The organism is Salinibacillus aidingensis (genome assembly GCF_055393355.1).
On record NZ_AP043759.1, the window covers coordinates 2737065 to 2755379 of the forward strand.

10 protein-coding genes and 2 pseudogenes are annotated in these 18315 nt (G+C 40.5%); all 12 read right to left on the bottom strand.

The genetic code is table 11. The annotated features are described in order from the left end of the window. Nucleotides 1–156: 156 nt before the first annotated feature. Nucleotides 157–1078: pseudogene (gene prpB, locus ACZ5OK_RS14420) on the bottom strand (methylisocitrate lyase). A gap of 294 nt (nucleotides 1079–1372) precedes the next feature. After that, nucleotides 1373–2506: pseudogene (locus ACZ5OK_RS14425) on the bottom strand (bifunctional 2-methylcitrate dehydratase/aconitate hydratase); the annotation flags it as partial. 9 nt (nucleotides 2507–2515) lie between these two features. Then, nucleotides 2516–6928, bottom strand: a complete 4413-nt coding sequence (locus ACZ5OK_RS14430) for a coiled-coil domain-containing protein (protein ID WP_343837919.1) — start codon at nucleotides 6926–6928, stop codon at nucleotides 2516–2518. Beyond that, the gene (locus ACZ5OK_RS14435; RefSeq protein WP_343838999.1) at nucleotides 6915–7655 is read right to left on the bottom strand and encodes a DUF6063 family protein; all 741 of its coding nucleotides are present in this window, start codon (nucleotides 7653–7655) and stop codon (nucleotides 6915–6917) included. Before ACZ5OK_RS14435 ends, ACZ5OK_RS14430 begins: the two co-directional genes overlap by 14 nt. Continuing rightward, nucleotides 7642–9159 (bottom strand): replicative DNA helicase, encoded by a 1518-nt coding sequence (locus tag ACZ5OK_RS14440; protein ID WP_343837922.1) that lies wholly within the window; start codon nucleotides 9157–9159, stop codon nucleotides 7642–7644. Before ACZ5OK_RS14440 ends, ACZ5OK_RS14435 begins: the two co-directional genes overlap by 14 nt. Further along, entirely contained in the window at nucleotides 9147–10154 is a 1008-nt protein-coding gene (locus tag ACZ5OK_RS14445; RefSeq protein WP_343839001.1) for a Wadjet anti-phage system protein JetD domain-containing protein, read from the bottom strand. Before ACZ5OK_RS14445 ends, ACZ5OK_RS14440 begins: the two co-directional genes overlap by 13 nt. 531 nt (nucleotides 10155–10685) lie before the next feature. After that, the gene (gene argB / locus ACZ5OK_RS14450) at nucleotides 10686–11465 is read right to left on the bottom strand and encodes an acetylglutamate kinase (protein WP_343837924.1); all 780 of its coding nucleotides are present in this window, start codon (nucleotides 11463–11465) and stop codon (nucleotides 10686–10688) included. 12 nt (nucleotides 11466–11477) lie between these two features. Further along, the gene (argJ, locus tag ACZ5OK_RS14455; protein ID WP_343837927.1) at nucleotides 11478–12722 is read right to left on the bottom strand and encodes a bifunctional ornithine acetyltransferase/N-acetylglutamate synthase; all 1245 of its coding nucleotides are present in this window, start codon (nucleotides 12720–12722) and stop codon (nucleotides 11478–11480) included. Nucleotides 12723–12760: 38 nt separating this feature from the next. Next, nucleotides 12761–13801, bottom strand: coding sequence for an N-acetyl-gamma-glutamyl-phosphate reductase (gene argC / locus ACZ5OK_RS14460; protein ID WP_343839003.1), 1041 nt, complete (start codon nucleotides 13799–13801; stop codon nucleotides 12761–12763). A 188-nt stretch (nucleotides 13802–13989) separates the two neighbouring features. Further along, nucleotides 13990–15369 (bottom strand): PTS ascorbate transporter subunit IIC, encoded by a 1380-nt coding sequence (locus tag ACZ5OK_RS14465; protein ID WP_343837929.1) that lies wholly within the window; start codon nucleotides 15367–15369, stop codon nucleotides 13990–13992. Between the two features lie 5 nt (nucleotides 15370–15374). Then, on the bottom strand, nucleotides 15375–15650 hold the full coding sequence (locus ACZ5OK_RS14470; protein WP_343837931.1) for a PTS sugar transporter subunit IIB: 276 nt from the start codon (nucleotides 15648–15650) through the stop codon (nucleotides 15375–15377). A gap of 14 nt (nucleotides 15651–15664) precedes the next feature. Then, nucleotides 15665–17779: a BglG family transcription antiterminator gene (locus tag ACZ5OK_RS14475; protein WP_343837933.1), complete on the bottom strand. Its 2115-nt coding sequence runs from the start codon at nucleotides 17777–17779 to the stop codon at nucleotides 15665–15667. Nucleotides 17780–18315 lie beyond the last annotated feature (536 nt).

An 18315-nucleotide genomic window follows, 5' to 3' on the forward strand; every position in this document is an offset into this window, starting at 1 on the left:
TGATCTTGCCCGCAGAGACTCAAAGCTAAGTGAAAAAACTGCATGTAGTACTACCTTCCAAGAGAGTGCAAATAAACCTTGAATACTATAAATTTGACGATGTTCCTTAAAAATTTGTTCAGTTTAGTGTTCACATATCATGTCACCTATATACGGCTACTCTCCCCCACCCTCCTCTTTCAAAACCGTCTTTGCAATATTCCCATCTAATTCTTCAAATTCAGCCAACGAGTTGATATCTATCATACAGTTCTTTGCGCGTATGCATATCAGAAAGCCCATTTTTCTGGGTTCCTTCTTCGATAATGAGCTGGAAGATTCGCTCATAGGCTTTTGCAGCTACCCTTAAGGACTTAACAGGATAAATTACCATACGTAAGCCCATATTCTGAAATTCCTGTGCGGAGAAATACGGTGTCTTGCCAAACTCTGTCATATTAGCAAGTAGTGGAGCATCAATCTTCTCTGCAAATAGACGAAACTCCTCTTCTGTCTGTAATGCCTCTAGGAAAATAGCATCTGCGCCGGCTTCCTCATAAAATTCTGCCCGTTTTATTGCCGCATCAATACCTTCAACTGCTTTTGCATCCGTACGTGCCACAACGACTAAGGTAGGTGCTACTTCTTTGATTGCTTTAATTTTTTGTGCCAATTCCTCTTTCGTAACGAGTTGTTTCCCATTTAAATGCCCACACTTTTTTGGAAGTTGCTGATCTTCAATTTGAACAGCAGCTACTTTCGCCTCGACCATCTCAACAGCAGTGCGGGCTACATTCAAAACACCGCCAAATCCAGTATCGATATCGACAAGGACGGGAAGATTAGTAGCCCGAACCAATTCCTTAGCACGGTTTGCCATTTCTGTTGAGGTAATCAACCCCAAATCTGGGAGTCCAAGGCTTGCTGTATAGGCACCACCTGAAAGATAAAGGGATGAGAAACCCGTCTTTTTGGCGACAAGAGCAGCCATGGCATCATGGGCTCCAGGAATTTGCAGGATATCAGCATTCTTCATTCGTTTCTTAAACTGACTCGATAATTCTTCTTGTGTTGCTAACTCATCAATCATCCATACCATTGTTAGGATCCTCCTTCGCATTGGACAGATACAATTCCCATTTAGATCTGAAAAACATATTAGCTATCCCAGCATGAATCTATTCCTACCAGACCCGTAAACTATCAAATAATCTTATAAAGTGAAACTTCCATTAGGGAGGGATATTCTCCATGGACCACTGTGGTTAGTTGAACTTATCAGGTATTTACCGGCCGTTTATCACCTACTTAGTCTTGTTGGTTTTCCCTTATGACTTGATGTGGGAGGATTACGACCGGGTAATGCGTGATAAAAAGTGGAATTCCTTATATATTACGTTAAAAACAAGTCAACAAACTTATTTACGTCCATTGCTGAAAGCTTCTGATAATCATAGCTTACAGCTTCTATTTTCTCTACCTGTTTTTTTGTAAATTTTGTAGAAAGATTGTCTTTGTATTTCTTCCGTATTTTAGGGATCGCTTCTTCTCGGCGGAACCGGTGTCCAAGTGGGTATTCACTAGCCACGTTTTCCGTTGCAGTACCGTCCGTATAGAAGACTTGAACAGCATTTGCAATTGATCGTTTATTCGGATCAAGGTAATCTTTCGTGTAAGCTTCATTTTCTTGTATAATCATTTTTATCTCGCAATTCATCGATTTTCGGATCAGCAGCCGCTTCATTTTCATAGTCTTCTGCTGTAATCCCCCCTTTTATAAGCCCAATAGCTGTGATGTACTGGATGCAGTGATCCCAATCCGCCGAGTTATATAAAGGCCCCTTTTTGTCGATAATCCTAATGGCGGACTCATGAGTTGTAATTTGAATAGAATCAATTTCATTTAGACGATTTCTCACATCCGGGTGTAACTGTACAGCCGCTTCTGCTGCAGTCTGAGCATGAAATTCGGCTGGATAGGATACTTTAAATAGCACGTTTTCCATGACATAACTACCAAGGGGCTGACTAAGTACAATGTTTTGGTTGTTAAACAGGACATCCTGGAACCCCCATTTTGGAGCACTTAAGGCAGTTTCATAGCCCATTTCTCCATTGACCGCCATCATGGCCAGCTGAACCCCCCTGCTGGTAGCATCCCCGGCAGCCCATGATTTTCGAGACCCGGTGTCGGGTGCATGCCGGTATGTACGGAGACTGGAATTATCAATCCAGGCGTTGGACAATGCATTGATTATTTCTTCCCGTCCACCACCTAGCATTTTAGTTACCACGGCTGTAGTAGCGACTTTTACATATAATACGTGATCAAGTCCTACACGATTCAGGCTATTTTCCAGTGCAAGGATTCCCTGAATTTCATGAGCTTTAATCATCATTTCCAGTACTTCTTCAACACGTATCGGGTTTTCTCCCTTGCTAAGTCTTCCTGACTGACATAGTCAGCAACGGCCAGAATGCCTCCGAGATTATCAGATGGGTGACCCCATTCAGCGGCAAGCCAAGAAATTGCATTCTAAAACCATTCCATCTGTTCTTCTTCACCTAACCTTTCCATTCCTTCTGGTTCGTGGTCTTGGAAATACGCATGATGTAGCCACTTCTCTTTTGTCATCACTCTTTTACTTGAATCTTGAGATGACCGGAGACGGCAACTATAGATAATTGGGAAGTAATCCTGCAAAAATTTCCCTTCTGCATGGGCAGTTAGGGCAATAATTTGAAAGCCTAGTTGTTCGGCAACGAAAAATACCGGGTTTAATACATGATCACTGGATGCTTTCCCAAATGGGTTATCCAAAATAACGGCTCGATGTCGTTTCATATTCGACTGTAAATGCTGCTTTTTCTCCGCTACATAATTCAAAATCCCTAAGAAAAGAGTCATATTTTTACTCCACTTTTCTCCTCCAGACCAAACGTTACTCTGTTCCCATGAGTACGACCGGGATGTCACTTTATTATCATTGGTCACTTTTCGGCAGCTAACTTTCATTACTTCTTGATTCATGACGATTTGCAGCAATGATTTGGTTTGCAGCCACATTTCTACATCTTGTCTAACTTTCCCTTCATCTTGCAAGCCCTGGTCATTAATAAAGCGCTCAGACTCTAACTGATGCAGGATCCATTCGATGTGATCTCTGATTCTTGTCTTTCCCTCTTCTTCATCCCACTCCGGAATGGAAAACGTAAAGATTTGTTTCCAATGATCGAGCACTTTCACTTTTGTCTTATTCGGAATCTGTTTTAATTCGTCCACCATATTTTTTAAATGGGTATGAATTTGATTAATAAATAGCTGTAAATCCTCATCACTTTTCCTAATATGTTCATTAGCATATTTCGAGATTCGATTGATGCTAGTAAACATATTATTCTTAAAAGTAATCACATCTTGATAGGTTTGTTTATGCTCCAGTCCATTAATCGCCATCTGTTGGAGCTTAATATCTGAGATCTCTTTTCTACAAAAATCACGAACATCGGCTTTTTCTTCGTCTACTTGGGTTGCTTCTTGGTCTACTACTTGTTTCGCATTTTTCATTTCCTCCATCACAGCTCGAACGTACTTTTTACGCTGATAATTAAAATCAAGCTTTTGTTCATCCGTTAAGTCAATTTCCTGCAAATCAGGTGCGTTAAAGTGATGGCTCTCGATGTATTTTTCTAGCTCCCGTTCTGCCTCTTCTATACTATCTAACTGCTTATGGTTTCGCTGATATTGTTGCTCCAAGAATGCTTTCCTTTCGGATAGTTTCTCCTTTTCCTTGTGTAAAGCTGTAGCAACATCATCTAAGGATTGTTCAAACACTTCTAACTCTTGGTCTGGAAAATCTGACTCAAACTGCTCTCGTTTTAATTTGTATTTACCTATTTGTTGTTCTTTATCCGATAATGCTTGTTGAACGTCCCATTCAATGGTTTTTAGCTCGTTCGTTAAATCCACTATTTTTCCCCATAAGGTATCCATCCATTGCTGCCCGTCACTCGGAAAGGCCTGGTTTTTATCCACATCGCTCTGTAGCTTACGAATCTCCTCCATTTGTGCATGTATTTTATTCATCGCATCCATGGCAGCATCTCGTTTCGCGAGCCATTCCCCTTGGGTAACCGTGATCTTATCCATACTTTTTTTAAAATCCGCAATCTTATCTTTTAGGCTTTGTTTACTTTCACCAGAATAGATAGGCTCCAGGGATTCCACCTTTTTATAATCATCTTCCCCTTTCACAATTCCCAAATGGATACTTAAATCGTTAATCCGTCCTTCTAACTCTTCTTTTTCATCATTAAAACTCTGCAATAGCCTCGCCTGTTTCAACTGATCCTTTTCCAGTTGTTGCAAATGTGCAGACGCGCTCTCTTCTCTTTTTTGCTCCTCTTCTACTTCTTTCTGATAGGAAAGAAATCTTAGCCCATCCTTTATTTTTGCTTGTAAGCCTTGCATCTCATCCGTATGATTGTTTATCTTGCTTCGATTAGCATCCACCAACACATGAGTTTCTGCCATTTTTTCCTTTTTAGCATTGATTTGGATAGCCACATCTTCTAATCGATTTTTCCACTCCGATAGCTCCGAGTTTAAACGGGAATAGGATGCATAGGGATACTTATTTAAAAATTGCTGAAATGCTTTCCAGCCATCTTCCCAGTTTGTTAGTTCCTTTTCCTTCTGTTCTCGATCTGCGGTAGTTTGTTTGGCATCCGCTTCTATCTGTTTTTTCCAATCATTAAAAGCATCTAGTTCGAGATTAGTCTGCCAATGTTGGGGTGCAATCCACGCCTGCTCTTGGGTTTCGTCCACTCGCAGCGCCTCTTCTGTCGTCAAAACGGTGATGGGAAATTGCAAGCGATCCGCGATGGATTTTAGCTTGTCCAACAGTTGCTGCTTCGATTTATTGGTGGTCACAAGGGTTAACGGCCAGAGGGCAAAATCCTTTTTCTTGTTTCGTTCTTCCTCCGTTACATTTTGTAGATATTCAACACCTGTTACGACATAATCGAGCTGATTTTTCCATGAAGCTAGCTGTTCTTCTAGAAAAGTATCGCCAAAGAAGAAATCCTGTTGACCATAATCATCTACAAAGCGATAAGCTAAGCGTTCCCGATACAAAAGCTTGTTCCGTTCCTTTTTCAGCTTTTCGATTTGTTCGAACAATCTGGTTTCAATCGTTTGTTGGATCGAATACATATCCTCTACACTAGCCCATTGGGGACGCAAGCTTGCTAAGCGGATAATCACATTCCCTTGGGCATCCTGTAATTCATTCAACTGAAAGGACACTTCATTCTTGTTCTTCTCTAGTTCTGCTTGCTCTTTCAATAGCTTATCCTTTTGCTCATCAGCTTCCTGAACGTCTCTATTTAATTGCTTTATTTCCTGATTCAAACGGACAATTTCCTCATCTAACTCATTACTACGGGCTTCCCACTTCTTAAATTCGGTGGCAACCTGTTCTTGTTGTGGGTTAGCAAGAAGTTGTTGTTCGAGCTTTTCCATGTCTTCTGTTCTTGCAGTAATCGTTGCCTGAATTCGAGACAGCTGCTGTTTCACACCCACAATATTTTCAGCCACTGCCGCTTTACGATTGGTTACCTGTTCCATTTGCTCTAAAATCGGATTCAGTTGATAGGTAAGTCCCTGTTTTTCTCCTTCTATTTTCTCGATTTCTGTTAGGTAACTTCCTAACAAGGCTTGTTTTGTTTCCTCTAATTCTCCTTGTAAGTCAACTAATTCCTCATCTTGTTCCAAATCGGCAAGCTTCTCATTGGCAAGCGTTAACTTATCTTGCTCCTCTTGCCACTCTAATTTATGTTTAGCCAATTTTAACGAATAAAAATTCTTTTGATGATGCTTTCGTTCCTCTTCTTTATCTAACTGATGGGCGTATTTCTCCTTGTATGCTGATTCTTTTTCATTCCATATTGCCTTCTCTACCCCAATTTTATAAGAGGCTGTTTGCAGCTTATGCTTATAATCATCTGCTTCCCATTCCGTCATCATCCGCTCGATTTCCATTCGTTCATCCATCATTTGCTGTTTTTGCGAAAGGGTTAAGTTCCATATCCCTTTTGCTTGTTGTTTGATTTTCCGATATGCTTGTTGCTTATGATGAAGCTTTTCAAAGGCCATCACATAGTTCGCTAGCTTCTCTTGTATTCGCTTATTTTCCTCAATCGTTTCTTTTAACTTTTTATAATTCTTAAAGCTTTGGTGCTGCTTTTCAAACATATCGGCAAACATCGCTTTATCATAGCCAACAATCGAGTCTTCCACCGTAGGAATTAATAAACGGTCAAACAACTGATTCGTACTCTTACAATCGTCAAAAAAGGCCTCGACGCCACCCTCTGTACTATTAATTTTCACAATACTTTCCCATTCACTGGAGATAATATGGTATTGCTTTTCGATAAAGGCTCGGTATTCCTTGATCGTGTCAAACGTACGAGCAAAGAAGGAAGACTTCTCCTTCATGCCACTATAGTAATCTTGCATTTCTCCCCGCTCTGCTGGGCGTTTCCCTTCTTTCCCCTCTCTTACAAATGGTATGCCTTCAATCCCATTCGGGTCACCTGCGTCATATTCATATACGTAACGTAAGGAATCTAAGCCATACTTCGTTAAAAAAAGGGTAACAGCGGTCACAACATAGCGCCTCGGATGATCATGGTCAATCCACTCAATGGCAATATGAGCGGGAGCATTTTCTAATAACAGGGTATTCTTTAATTTTCGGTCTGCTAAATCAACATGAGGCAGGACAGCTTGTAGGGCCGTTTGAATCAGTACCGTTTTTCCTCCGCCATTTTCTAATAGAATGCCTCCATTGTGGCCATCAAATAAAAACAACTCGTCATTATATCGTTTATTTCCATCCTCATACACCACGTTGGTTAACCGAATTTTACTAATAGCTGGCATTTTCCTGCCCCCTTTCCAACCCATAAATAAATTCAAATATTCCTTTGTTATACTCGATTTCCATAAAGAAGCGCTGAATGATGGTCTTCGCCTTTTCCGTAATCGTTAATTCATCATTCCCGATTTCTTGAATTAAGCCTTGGTCTACGAGAAATTTTTTCACCGTATCGATAAAGCTGAGACGACTGATGGTATTGCCCGCCTGTTTTTTGGCGGTTTCCTTAATCGCATCCATATCATCCCACTTCTCAATAATTAAGCTCCAATTATAGGAAAACTCTTTTTCCAGCTCCTTTAACTCCTCTTCGTCATGGGCTTTCAGTTGTTCGATTCGCTCTTGAATCGATGCTGCCCATTCGTCTAAACGAAGGAACTGTCTTGTGGGTGCTTGGCTATGATAGGAATCATAGAATGTCCCAAATAGAATAATACTCGCAAAATATAATAGATAGATATCCCCATTAGTAGCTCCTGAGCGCAAGTAGTTTCGCTTGATCCAATCATTACGAACATGGAAAGGGGACAGCCTCGTCTCAGGAATGAGAAACATCTGCTCACTCGTCGTCACAATCACACAGTCTACCTCTCGACCAAAGGCTTCCAACAAGCCACGGATCGCATCATCGGCTCGGTATTGTTGGACCGCTTCCGAATCAGCCACCCCATCACGGGCAAGTGTTGTATAAATTTGAAAAGCTTTCATCACTTTTTGTTCAGGATATTGCATCATATTCATCCTCCAAACGAATCTTCATTTCCTGTATGGAATAGCGCTGCACACGGTTAATAATTCCTTCCCCTTCTGTAATCGTTAACGTCCTATCACCAAGCAATCGAAGTGCATCACCTAACAATGTTTTGCCTTCCTCTTCATCCTCTATTTGCCCTTGGACAATCGGGGAACGCTGATGAAGAATCATCCAAAAATCATAAAAATACCGTTTTTCAAACATGGTTGATTGCCCTATTTCCTCCAAATAATCCATAAAACGAGATAAAGTATCGACTGCTTCATTGTCAACCGCATCGAGATAGGAATGCATGATTAATTTAAATTGTTGCATGAGCCTTTTTCGATAAGGATCATCCTTATCTCCATCCTCCACTTCCACAAAGCCTTGCTGACTATCGGTCTCCCGTTCTTCGGTGATATTTTGTTCCGCGAAAAGGATTAACGGCGACCAGCTTTGTTTCTCTTCCACCTTTAGGAATGGATGAAGGATTCCTTCCATAGATTCAAGTGGTAAAGGATTCGAAACAATAGGAGAGACAAGGTCCTGGTCAAAATTAAACGCCTGAATCCCTGTATAATAAAGGGATTCCTGGGCGGTAACGAGTGTGGTATTCTTTAAAGTTAGTGTTTGTTCAAGTAATCCAGAGTGCTCATAGTGTACGGATTCTAGTTCACTAGTTATTTGAATCACAAGTTGATAGGTTTTTTCTTCTTTCTTATGAACATCCTTGGAAAAAAGTCGTTCCCGTGTTTCTTTGACAAATTGACGGAGCTCTTTAAACTCCTCATCTTCTCGCGTTAGCCTTCCATAGATATCTTCCAACAACTGCTTATACCTTTCAAAGGTTTCCTCAGAGACGATACTACGCTGAATTTCATGCTTAAGCTTTACCATTCGTTCCTGCAAATTCTCCACATCGATATGCATTTCATTAATTTGCCTAAGCGCCCCTTTAAACTCCCCTTTATCCAATTGCTTACGGAGCATTAATTGATTAATAGATAATTGAAATTCACTATAAAATTCCTTGGTAGCAAAAACTAGCTCAAGCCCATCCTCATCAAGCGTATAATATTGGGTATTGGTTTTCACATCAAAATTATTCGCTTTTAAAATCGAATACCCGACCTCCTCACTCACAGAAGATTCCCAGTTAAAGAAGGAGTAACTACGCTTTCTCCCGGTTGTCGGCCGAAAAGTCTGTATGATTGTCCGTGCCAAACGCATATAATCGGATGTGTCCAACTGATACTTCCCAGCGGTTAACTGCTGTAAAAAGGCCGCCAACTCTTTTATCCCCGTCTTATAGTGACGCATTAACTTCTGTTCAAAAAAGAATAATAAGGTTAACAACCCAAGTCCCTTCATATCAATAGAAACCTTGGCTTGGTCTATTTCTCGTTTCCGGTCCAAATCAAATAAGGGATCAAATAGAGCAAGTCTACGCATTCGTTCCCGATAACCGCTCGTGATATCTTGTAACTCTAACTTGTCCAATTCGACTCCCTCCAAACCCTTTGCAGTTCTCTCGTTTTTAACGTCTCTTGCGGATGATAGTATCCATTTTCCAGCAATGCGTGGATTTGTTGTTGTTCTTCCGCATTGAAAAATGATAAAAACGTTTCCTTCGCTTCTTGATTTACCCTTTGATATTCTTTACCCATGGCACTCTCCTTTTCAAGACTAGCCCGGTAAAAAGGCAAAGCTAGTCTAATAGGTTGCTTGTTATACAAGGAATACCAAATCGATATCCCATCTTTATCCAAATCCCCAAAGTAATAAAAGTGGTGATTGGACTCTACCGGATATTGCAAGGGGAATTGTTCCATACTTTTAATCACCGCTTTTCCAGCCCCATAAATTAACGTAGCAAAGACCGTTTCACTTAAGGCTGGAAGTAACCCCTGATACGTCGTCTTATTTTCGACAATAAGATGGTATTGGTTCGAATCCTTTACTCTATTAACATTAATCGCAAACATCAGTGGCTCCGAAACAGGAATAATGTTCAATCGCTCCCAAAGCCCTACTCTTTCCAATAGTTCTTTTCCCCCTTTTTCCGTAATCCACTTCTCGTCACCAACTAATTCAAAGCTCTGTTCTGGTGCTGGTACCGGTTCTATTGGTAGATCCGCTGATTTTAAATAGTCATCTAGTTTCAATATGTACCCTAAATCCTTTTCCCAAACAGCCGGATCCTGATTATAAAAATAATCAATATTAATAAGAGGGTGTAACTGCATTCGATATTGCTGCAATTGTTTATGATGGTCTTTAGCCAAGTAATTTTTATTAATCCGATATTGAAAAGCTAAGGCCGGCACTCTAGAGGTCCTCCCTTTAGACTTGACCATATCTAAAATGCCTTCATCCTCCATTTGTAAAACAGAATTAGCAAAGTCCTCATATGTATGAAATTGTTGCTTCATTAAGTCTTCCAATTCAGCCAAGCGAATCGTTTTCCTACCAAACCTAGCCAGTTTTAATTTCACTGATTCCAATCGACACACACCCCTAATTTTTTACAATGTTTATATGAATATTGTACTAGATTACAGCGGAAATCGCAGTAGGATAATGAAGAAAAAAAGCTCAGTCCCCCCACCACACTAATACTTTAGCGCAATAGGGACTGACCTTGTTACAGCATCCAAAACTATTAACCTGCCAATAACATTCAGTATTTTCCTGACAGCAAAAAAGCCTGGAAACAACGCTCCAGGCCAACAAAGGTATCAAGATGGAATTCCTCCCATGCTTGATCCATCCCTTAAAGTTAAAAGTAATTAAATGAAAGATTACAAAAAGCTGCCGATTAAACCCAATAACGCTCCAAAAGCTCCACCAACTACAAAGGCTTTAAAAGAAACATACTCAGGATTGATCATTTCCGAACTCCCCCTTTGGCAGAAGTTGTACTTGATCGAAAACCCTCATCAGCTTTTGTATCTTTCTTTCTAGTATTATGGTAACATATTTACTAAATTTTGAGACTTTTGAACGATAACTTTTTGTTAGCGTTTTTACAATACCACCTGTGTCCCAACGGAGTGTCCCTTACTAAAGGAGATGAGACTTCCCTTCTCAGTACCATCCAGTATGACGACTTCAGGGACTTTATACATTAAAGCATCCAAAGCGGATTGAATTTTGGGGATCATCCCTTCTTTAATTACACCATCAGCTATCATCCCCTTTGCCTCAGGCTCTGATATGTAGGGAAGCACCTTTTTTTCACCATTTTCTTCACGGTAAATTCCGGGAATATTACTGACAAAGCAAAGACTGCCGCCTAATGCTTTGGCCATAGCGGCTGCGGCTACATCCCCATTGATGTTGTATCGCTCCCCACTTAATCCAGCACCCAGGGGAGAAATGACCGGAATAAAATCTCTATCCATCAGAGACTGTAAAATCTCTGTTTGTACGGCTTCCACCTGTCCGACCTGGCCAAGCTCTGTTTCCTCTACCTGTCTTGCCTGAATGAGGTTGCCGTCCACTCCGCTTATGCCTGCTGCCCGGCCGCCTGCCTGTGTAATATTGCGGACGACTTGTTTGTTCACCTTTCCGCTCAGCACCATTTCAACAACATCCAAAACCTCATCTGTTGTTTTTCTCATTCCATTGACAAACTCGGTTTCCACCGCTAATTGTGTGAGCATCTCTGTAATCAGCGGACCTCCGCCATGAACAATGACTGGCTTCCATTTGCGACTTTTATGTAACTGAACGATATCCTGATAAAATGCAGGAGGGAGCTCCTCCAGAACGCTCCCTCCAAACTTGATTACTAAAGGTTTCATATGCGACACCACCTACGTCCGATATGAGGCATTGATTCGTACATAATCATAGGATAAGTCACAGCCCCATGCATTTCCTGTCCCTGTACCCTCATGAAAATCAATATACAGGGTGACATGCTCCTTTTGTAATTCCTCACGTGCTTTGTCCTCATCGTATGGCAGTGGAAGTCCGTTTTCCACAACCTTTACCGAGCCGATGGAAACCGTTAAGTCATTCGGATTCAAAGGAGCATCACTGTATCCAATTGAGCAGACAATGCGTCCCCAATTTGGATCCTCGCCATGAACAGCTGTTTTGACCAGGTTGGAGGAAATCACACTTTTCGCAATCTGACGGGCTCCCTTATCGCTCTCAACTCCACTCACCTGAACCTCAATCAGCTTTGTTGCACCCTCTCCATCTCTGGCAATCTGTTTGGCCAGTGATTCGCAGACAAATCGGAGCCCCTCCAAAAAGGTTTCCCAACTCCTATGATCCTTCGTCAGACGTTCATTCTGAGCCAGACCATTGGCCAGCACAAGGACCATATCATTCGTGCTCGTATCGCCGTCGACCGAAATACAGTTAAATGTTTGATCTGTGACCTGTTTTAAGGCGGCATGTAAATCCTGTTGATCGATACTGGCATCCGTAGTAATAAAGCTGAGCATGGTCGCCATGTTAGGGTGAATCATTCCGGATCCTTTTGCTGCGCCGCCAATCGTAACGGTTTTCCCACCAATATTCATCTGGACAGCTACATTTTTCGTAAAGGTATCAGTAGTCAGAATTGCCTTTTCAAAATGATCCGGTTCATTTTGCTGCAGAGCGGAAGGAATTTGCTGGATGCCCTGATTGATTTTCTCCATTGGCAAAAGCTCACCTATAATTCCAGTTGACACTACCGCAGCATAATGCTCTTTTATACCTAAGGAATCGGTAAATGTTTTGCGCATTTCATAGGCATCCTGAAGACCTTGTTCACCTGTACAGGTATTGGCTTTGCCCGAATTGACGATGATTCCCTGGAGCTTTCCTTCCCGGGCAATACTGTCCTGGGTGACCACTAAAGGAGCACCCTGAAACCGATTCGTCGTATATACGCCCGCAGCCTCGGCTGGAACTTCCGAATACAGCCAGCCCAGGTCTTTTCGTTTAAATTTTACTCCACAGTGCATTCCTCCGGCGGTATAGCCTTTGGGTGTGGTTACGGACCCCGCTTCTAACACATGTAAATGCTCCAATTTTTCAGCTACCTGATAAAATGTACTCAACCGTTCTCTCTCCTTTCCTATTAATCTTCGTTTTATTTTTATGGATAAACCGGAGAATGCCGGAGTCCAGCATCCACATCCCAGCCATTTAACAGATTCATATTCTGAACCGCCTGACCTGATGCGCCTTTGACGACATTATCGATGACGCACACAATGGTCACTTTCCCGGTCCGTTCATCCACGGTTACACCAAGGTCGCAATAGTTTGAGCCATAAACCTCCTTGGTAGAAGGCCAGGTTCCTTCAGGGCGCACCCGGACAAATGGAGAGCTATCATAATACGATTCAAAGGTATGAATGACATCCTTTGCCGAATAGGCTTCCTGTAAATCGGCATAAATCGTACACATAATCCCACGAGTCATGGGAATAAGATGTGTCGAAAACGTTACCTGAATGGGCTCTTCGGAAACCTCTGTTAAAACCTGCTCCATTTCAGGGATATGCTGATGCTTGCCAAGTTTATAAGCTTTGACATTTTCATTCACTTCTCCAAATAACGTTGTAAGTGAAGGCTTACGTCCAGCACCGGAAGTACCGGATTTGCCATCAATAATAATCGACTCTGGGGAAATTAATTTCTTCTCCACCAAAGGAATAAGGCCTAGTAAAGCAGCCGTCGCGTAGCATCCGGGGTTGGCGATCACGTGTGCACGCCTGACTTTTTCCGGGTAGACATCAGCCAGTCCGTACGTCACTTCCTGCAGGTAAGCCGGATTTGTGTGCTCAGCCTTGTACCATTGCTGATAGACGTCCGGGTCCTTCAGGCGAAAATCTCCGGAAAGATCGATACACTGGATACCTTTCTCTGCGAAAGCGGGCAGCCAGTCCTTGCTCACCCGGGCTGGTGTAGCAAAAAAGACCAGGTCCACCTGGCTTGCCATCTTGTCTGTGTCCAATGTTTCCAGTTGCTCTTCGTAAATGGCCTGCAAATGCGGATATAGTTCTGTGATGGGTGTTCCACTTGTTGAATGCGAGACAATGAGGTTCAGTGTGACATGTGGATGTTCATGGAGCAGTCGTATCAGTTCAATTCCGCTGTAGCCATTTGCACCAATTATTCCAACCCTCAAAATGCTTCACTCCTAAAATTTTTATTTTTCGGATAATTATACTTTCTTATTAATATTTATGCAATAGGTTTTTGTGATTTTTCAAAAAATTCGGGACTGTCCCCGGTTGTTTTAAAGTGTTAACGTGCTAAAGTTCAGTGCGTCAAAAAATCCTCTACGGTTTTTTCCGTAGAGGATTAATATCTTACTTTTTATAGTGATTGTTGTTCACCAGCTCCTTCAAGGTTTCTCTTTTTCCTACTGGAGATAGTACCCACAACGAAAATAGCAATAAGAATCACTACAACAACTAGAGCGAACAATACAGTTGAAGAGAACAGCTGAATTGGATAACCTAGTGCTACGCCAATAACTCCAAAGTCTGCATCACCAAAAGTAGTACCTTCAAATCCAAGAGAACCTAATACTGGAAGCAAAATGGCTGGCAGGAAGCTGATTAATACACCATTCGCCATTGAACCAAAGATTGCTCCTTTACGTCCGCCCGTTGCATTACCAAATACACCTGCAGCCGCACCAGTGAAAAAGTGTGGAACTAATCCTGGTACAATGACTCTTAACCCTAGCAAAGGTAAAATAAACATACTAATTAGTCCAGCAATAAAGCTAAAGATAAAACCAATAACTACTGCATTATTAGCAAATGGGAAAACGGCAGGACAGTCAAGAGCCGGAATAGCATTTGGTACGATCTTGTCAGCGATTCCTTTAAATGCCGGAACAATTTCAGCTAAGATCATACGTACACCGGCTAAAATTACATATACACCTGCAGCAAATGTAATTGCTTGAATAAGTGAAAATACCAGGAAGTTGGTGCCTCCACTAAGCTCTCCTTCAATAAATGTAGGACCGGCAAATAAGGCAACAACGAAGAACAGAATAGCCATTGTCAAAGAAACGGAAACCGAAGTATCTCGTAGAAATCCGAGTGATTTTGGAACTTTTAGCTCTTCTGTAGATTTAGAATTCTTCCCTACTGCATTTCCTACAGCACCTGCTACTAAATAACCAAAAGAACCAAAGTGTCCGACAGCAAAATCATCTGATCCCGTAATTTTACGGGTAAATGGCTGTAGCATAGCCGGCATAAGTACCATTAAAGAACCTAATATAAAGGAACCCAGAACTACTAGTAAAGTTCCATCTATACCACCAGTAGTTAAAATGACTGCTACTAAACAAGCCATAAACATCGTATGATGACCTGTCAGGAAAATATACTTAAAAGGAGTCAGACGTGCTAAAACAATATTAAATAACATTCCAAATAACATAATCATTGCTGTTTCAGTACCAAATGCATCCTGTGCCAGCGCAACAATCGCTTCATTGTTTGGAATAACTCCCTCTAAGTTGAAAGCCTGGTCAAACATGCTGCTGAAATGACCCAGGGAACCCGTAATAACACCGGCCCCCACGTCAAGTATGACAAAACCCATGATTGTTTTTAAAGTACCAGAAACTACATCGGCCACTGGCTTTTTTTGTAATAGGAGACCAAAGAAAGCAAATAGTCCAACAAGTATAGAAGGAGTACCTAAAATATCATTCATAATTAAATCAATCATAGCAATTATTCCTCCTTAAAGTGCTGTTCGAGCGCTTCTTTTAATTCATTTTGGTCCATTAAATTGTTTAGCTTTATTACGTTTCTGGTTCCGTCATCCAAAGCTTCTATAATTTCATTAGACCCTAGATAATAATCTGCTTTTTCTGTTTTACTTGTTGTTAAATCCGTATGGGATACATCTGCTTCTACTCCCATTCCCTTCAAAATCTTTTTCACATTCATTTCTACTATAAAACTACTTCCTAAGCCATTACCACAAACAACTAGAATTTTACTCATTTGTTCTCCCCCTTTTAATTTGAATATTTATCAACCAGACCAATGACTTCATCTTTACTTGAAGCATTAATCAAGTAATCAACATTAGAATCCTCAGAAAGCATATTCGTCAGCTGCGAAAGGGCTTTCAAGTGTGTTTCATTATCAACAGCCGCTAATACAAATAATAGATTGGCTTTGTGCTTTTCCTGTTCAGAAAAAGAAACACTATTTTTTAATTGGAGCATACTAAGGCCAACCTGATTCACGCCATTCTCAGGACGAGAATGCGGAATCGCAATTCTTGGTGCAATCACTATATACGGACCCAAATTTTTGACATCTGAGATCATTGCTTTCACATAATCACTGGTGATAAGGTTTTGATGAAGCAATGGCTCAGCAGCTATTTCAATAGCCTCTTCCCAATTTGAAACACTGTCTTTCATCTGAATCATATCTACTGTTAACAAATCCTTTAGCATGGGCTTTCCAAACTCCTTTAGCTCCTCTTTGCTATCTAAATTAAAATACTTTGTCAAATCATGAAAAAGAGCTGTTTCATCTGAAATGGTTGCATGTTTTTTTACCAAATTTATTAATTCGGAAATAGAATTTGCATCTTCTACATCATGATTTGTGCTTAACAAATTAAATTGCCTTAAAATATATTCTTTTTCTTTTTCATTTAATATTGGATTAATAACAAAAACAGGTATCGATGAGCTTTGAATTGGTGTCGTAGAGAAAATCACATCTACATCTGAACAGCTTTGCTGATGAAATTGTCTAACTGAAACATTGTCTACAATATCAATGGATGAGATTAACTCTTCAAGTTGTACACGCAGTATATTAGATGTACCTACCCCATTCTCACAAACAATTAAGGCCCTTTTTCTCGGCTTTGGTCTTTTGCCTTCCTTCTTAAGCCATCCGCCAAAATGGATAGTAATATAGGCAATTTCCTGTTCTCCAACTGATTTATTAAGGAGTGCTTCTAAGTGTGAAGTCACTTTAGCTGTTAATTTATATACCTCTGGATACTCTTCTTGCACTGATTCTGTCAAATTATTATGAATCTCAACATCATACTTAATCCGATAATAGGCAGGTTTAAGATGAGTAAATAAGGTTTCTTCCAATTCGTTTCGTTGACGAAGCATTACACAAGCATATTTTTGAAAATCTGTTACCATTTTCGCAATAACTTTTTTCAGTTCCATCATTTCTTCAGTTTTTGCTTCATTATAATCAGAGTGGTTTACACGTGAACCTAGCAAATTCATTGTGAGAAAGTAAATTTCATCCTCTGGCAGATTCACACCTTCAGCCTTTAACTGTCCAGATATCCAGTATGCTGCCTCGAACTCTTTGGTTTCCTTGAGCACTTCCTTTTCAGATTCTTCGACAGAAACACGATTCCCCTGCTCAATTCTCTGTTGCAGTATGAGCAATTGGATAGCTAGAAAGTGCAAGGTTTCATCGGTTAGTTCATTACCCAAAAATGTCTCAGCATTCAAAATAACCGTTTTCATTTGATTTAAATGATGCTGATTAAAATAACGAAGATTCTTAGATTCTATTGATGAAATCTGATTAATATTGAGCAAAATATCATTCCACTTATCTTTTGAAATAAGATTTGTTGCGTAATGCACCAATGCACTTCGCTTGGTCGATTCTTTTCCCTCGATGATATAACCATCTGTATGTTGGTAGGTTAAGATAAGAGACCATTCACCTAATTCTGTCTTCAACATCTTTAAGTCACTAAAAACAGTTCCTCTGCTTACCCGGGTCAGCGACATAAAATCTTTTACAAACAGAGGTTGTGAATCTGTCATTAATTTCACGGCCAGTAATGCTAACCGCTCTTCTTTATTATGAAAGTACTGCCATTCATCCAGCTCATTAATCAGTTCCGGAATTTCTGCCTTTACAGATTTTTTTAAATAAAAACCTGTTCCTTTTTGCTGCTGAATCTTTTCCAATTGGTGTTCACTCAACCAAGCATTAATCTTCTTGAGATCATAATAAACGGTTCTTCTGGAAATTCCGACTTTTTTGGATAGTTCCTGAACCGTATAAAAATCATCTCTGTCCAAAAACAGGTTTAAAATATGAACACTTCTTTTGTCCAGTGTCATCGGGATCCCCGGCCTTTAGTGCAAAAATTATATTCACAAGATTACGTTAGCTAACTTAATCTAATTATAATACGATTAAATCAGTATTGGAAGTGCTTTCAATATATAATTTTAGTACAAAGGGTTTGTGCAAAATTATACTATCATCTAAAACCATTGAAATTGGATAGCCGGGGATTCCGCTTCAACTCGAAAAGAGTCTCCGGGAATTTTTATTATCCAGATAAACATTATATCGATAGGAAATGTCTTACAGGGGATTATTTCAGAAAAGGCATGAGAAATGTGAAAATAGGGGCCAGCTTTATGAAAAAATCAAATCATATTTGGAAAAGCATACGGGTTCAGCCATTACTGAAGAAGGAGGGCAGCATGGCATTTTTATATTGAAGAAATGAAAAAAGCGGCACTAAAATAAAGGCCAGGGCAGCATCCCCTGACCTTCCTGCTTTTCACGTAAAGGTCCTATGTATTGCAGAGCTACCATCAGTCATTTTAGTTTCATTGCTCCACTTCCCTTACACGCCTGCGTTCAT

Excerpts from the sequence above, each read along its gene's own strand:
- ACZ5OK_RS14465 (WP_343837929.1), bottom strand. The coding sequence starts at position 15,369 with ATGATTGATTTAATTATGAATGATATTTTAGGTACTCCTTCTATACTT.
- ACZ5OK_RS14435 (WP_343838999.1), bottom strand. The coding sequence starts at position 7,655 with ATGCAATATCCTGAACAAAAAGTGATGAAAGCTTTTCAAATTTATACA.
- ACZ5OK_RS14430 (WP_343837919.1), bottom strand. The coding sequence starts at position 6,928 with ATGCCAGCTATTAGTAAAATTCGGTTAACCAACGTGGTGTATGAGGAT.
- argB (WP_343837924.1), bottom strand. The coding sequence starts at position 11,465 with ATGAAACCTTTAGTAATCAAGTTTGGAGGGAGCGTTCTGGAGGAGCTC.
- ACZ5OK_RS14475 (WP_343837933.1), bottom strand. The coding sequence starts at position 17,779 with ATGACACTGGACAAAAGAAGTGTTCATATTTTAAACCTGTTTTTGGAC.
- ACZ5OK_RS14470 (WP_343837931.1), bottom strand. The coding sequence starts at position 15,650 with ATGAGTAAAATTCTAGTTGTTTGTGGTAATGGCTTAGGAAGTAGTTTT.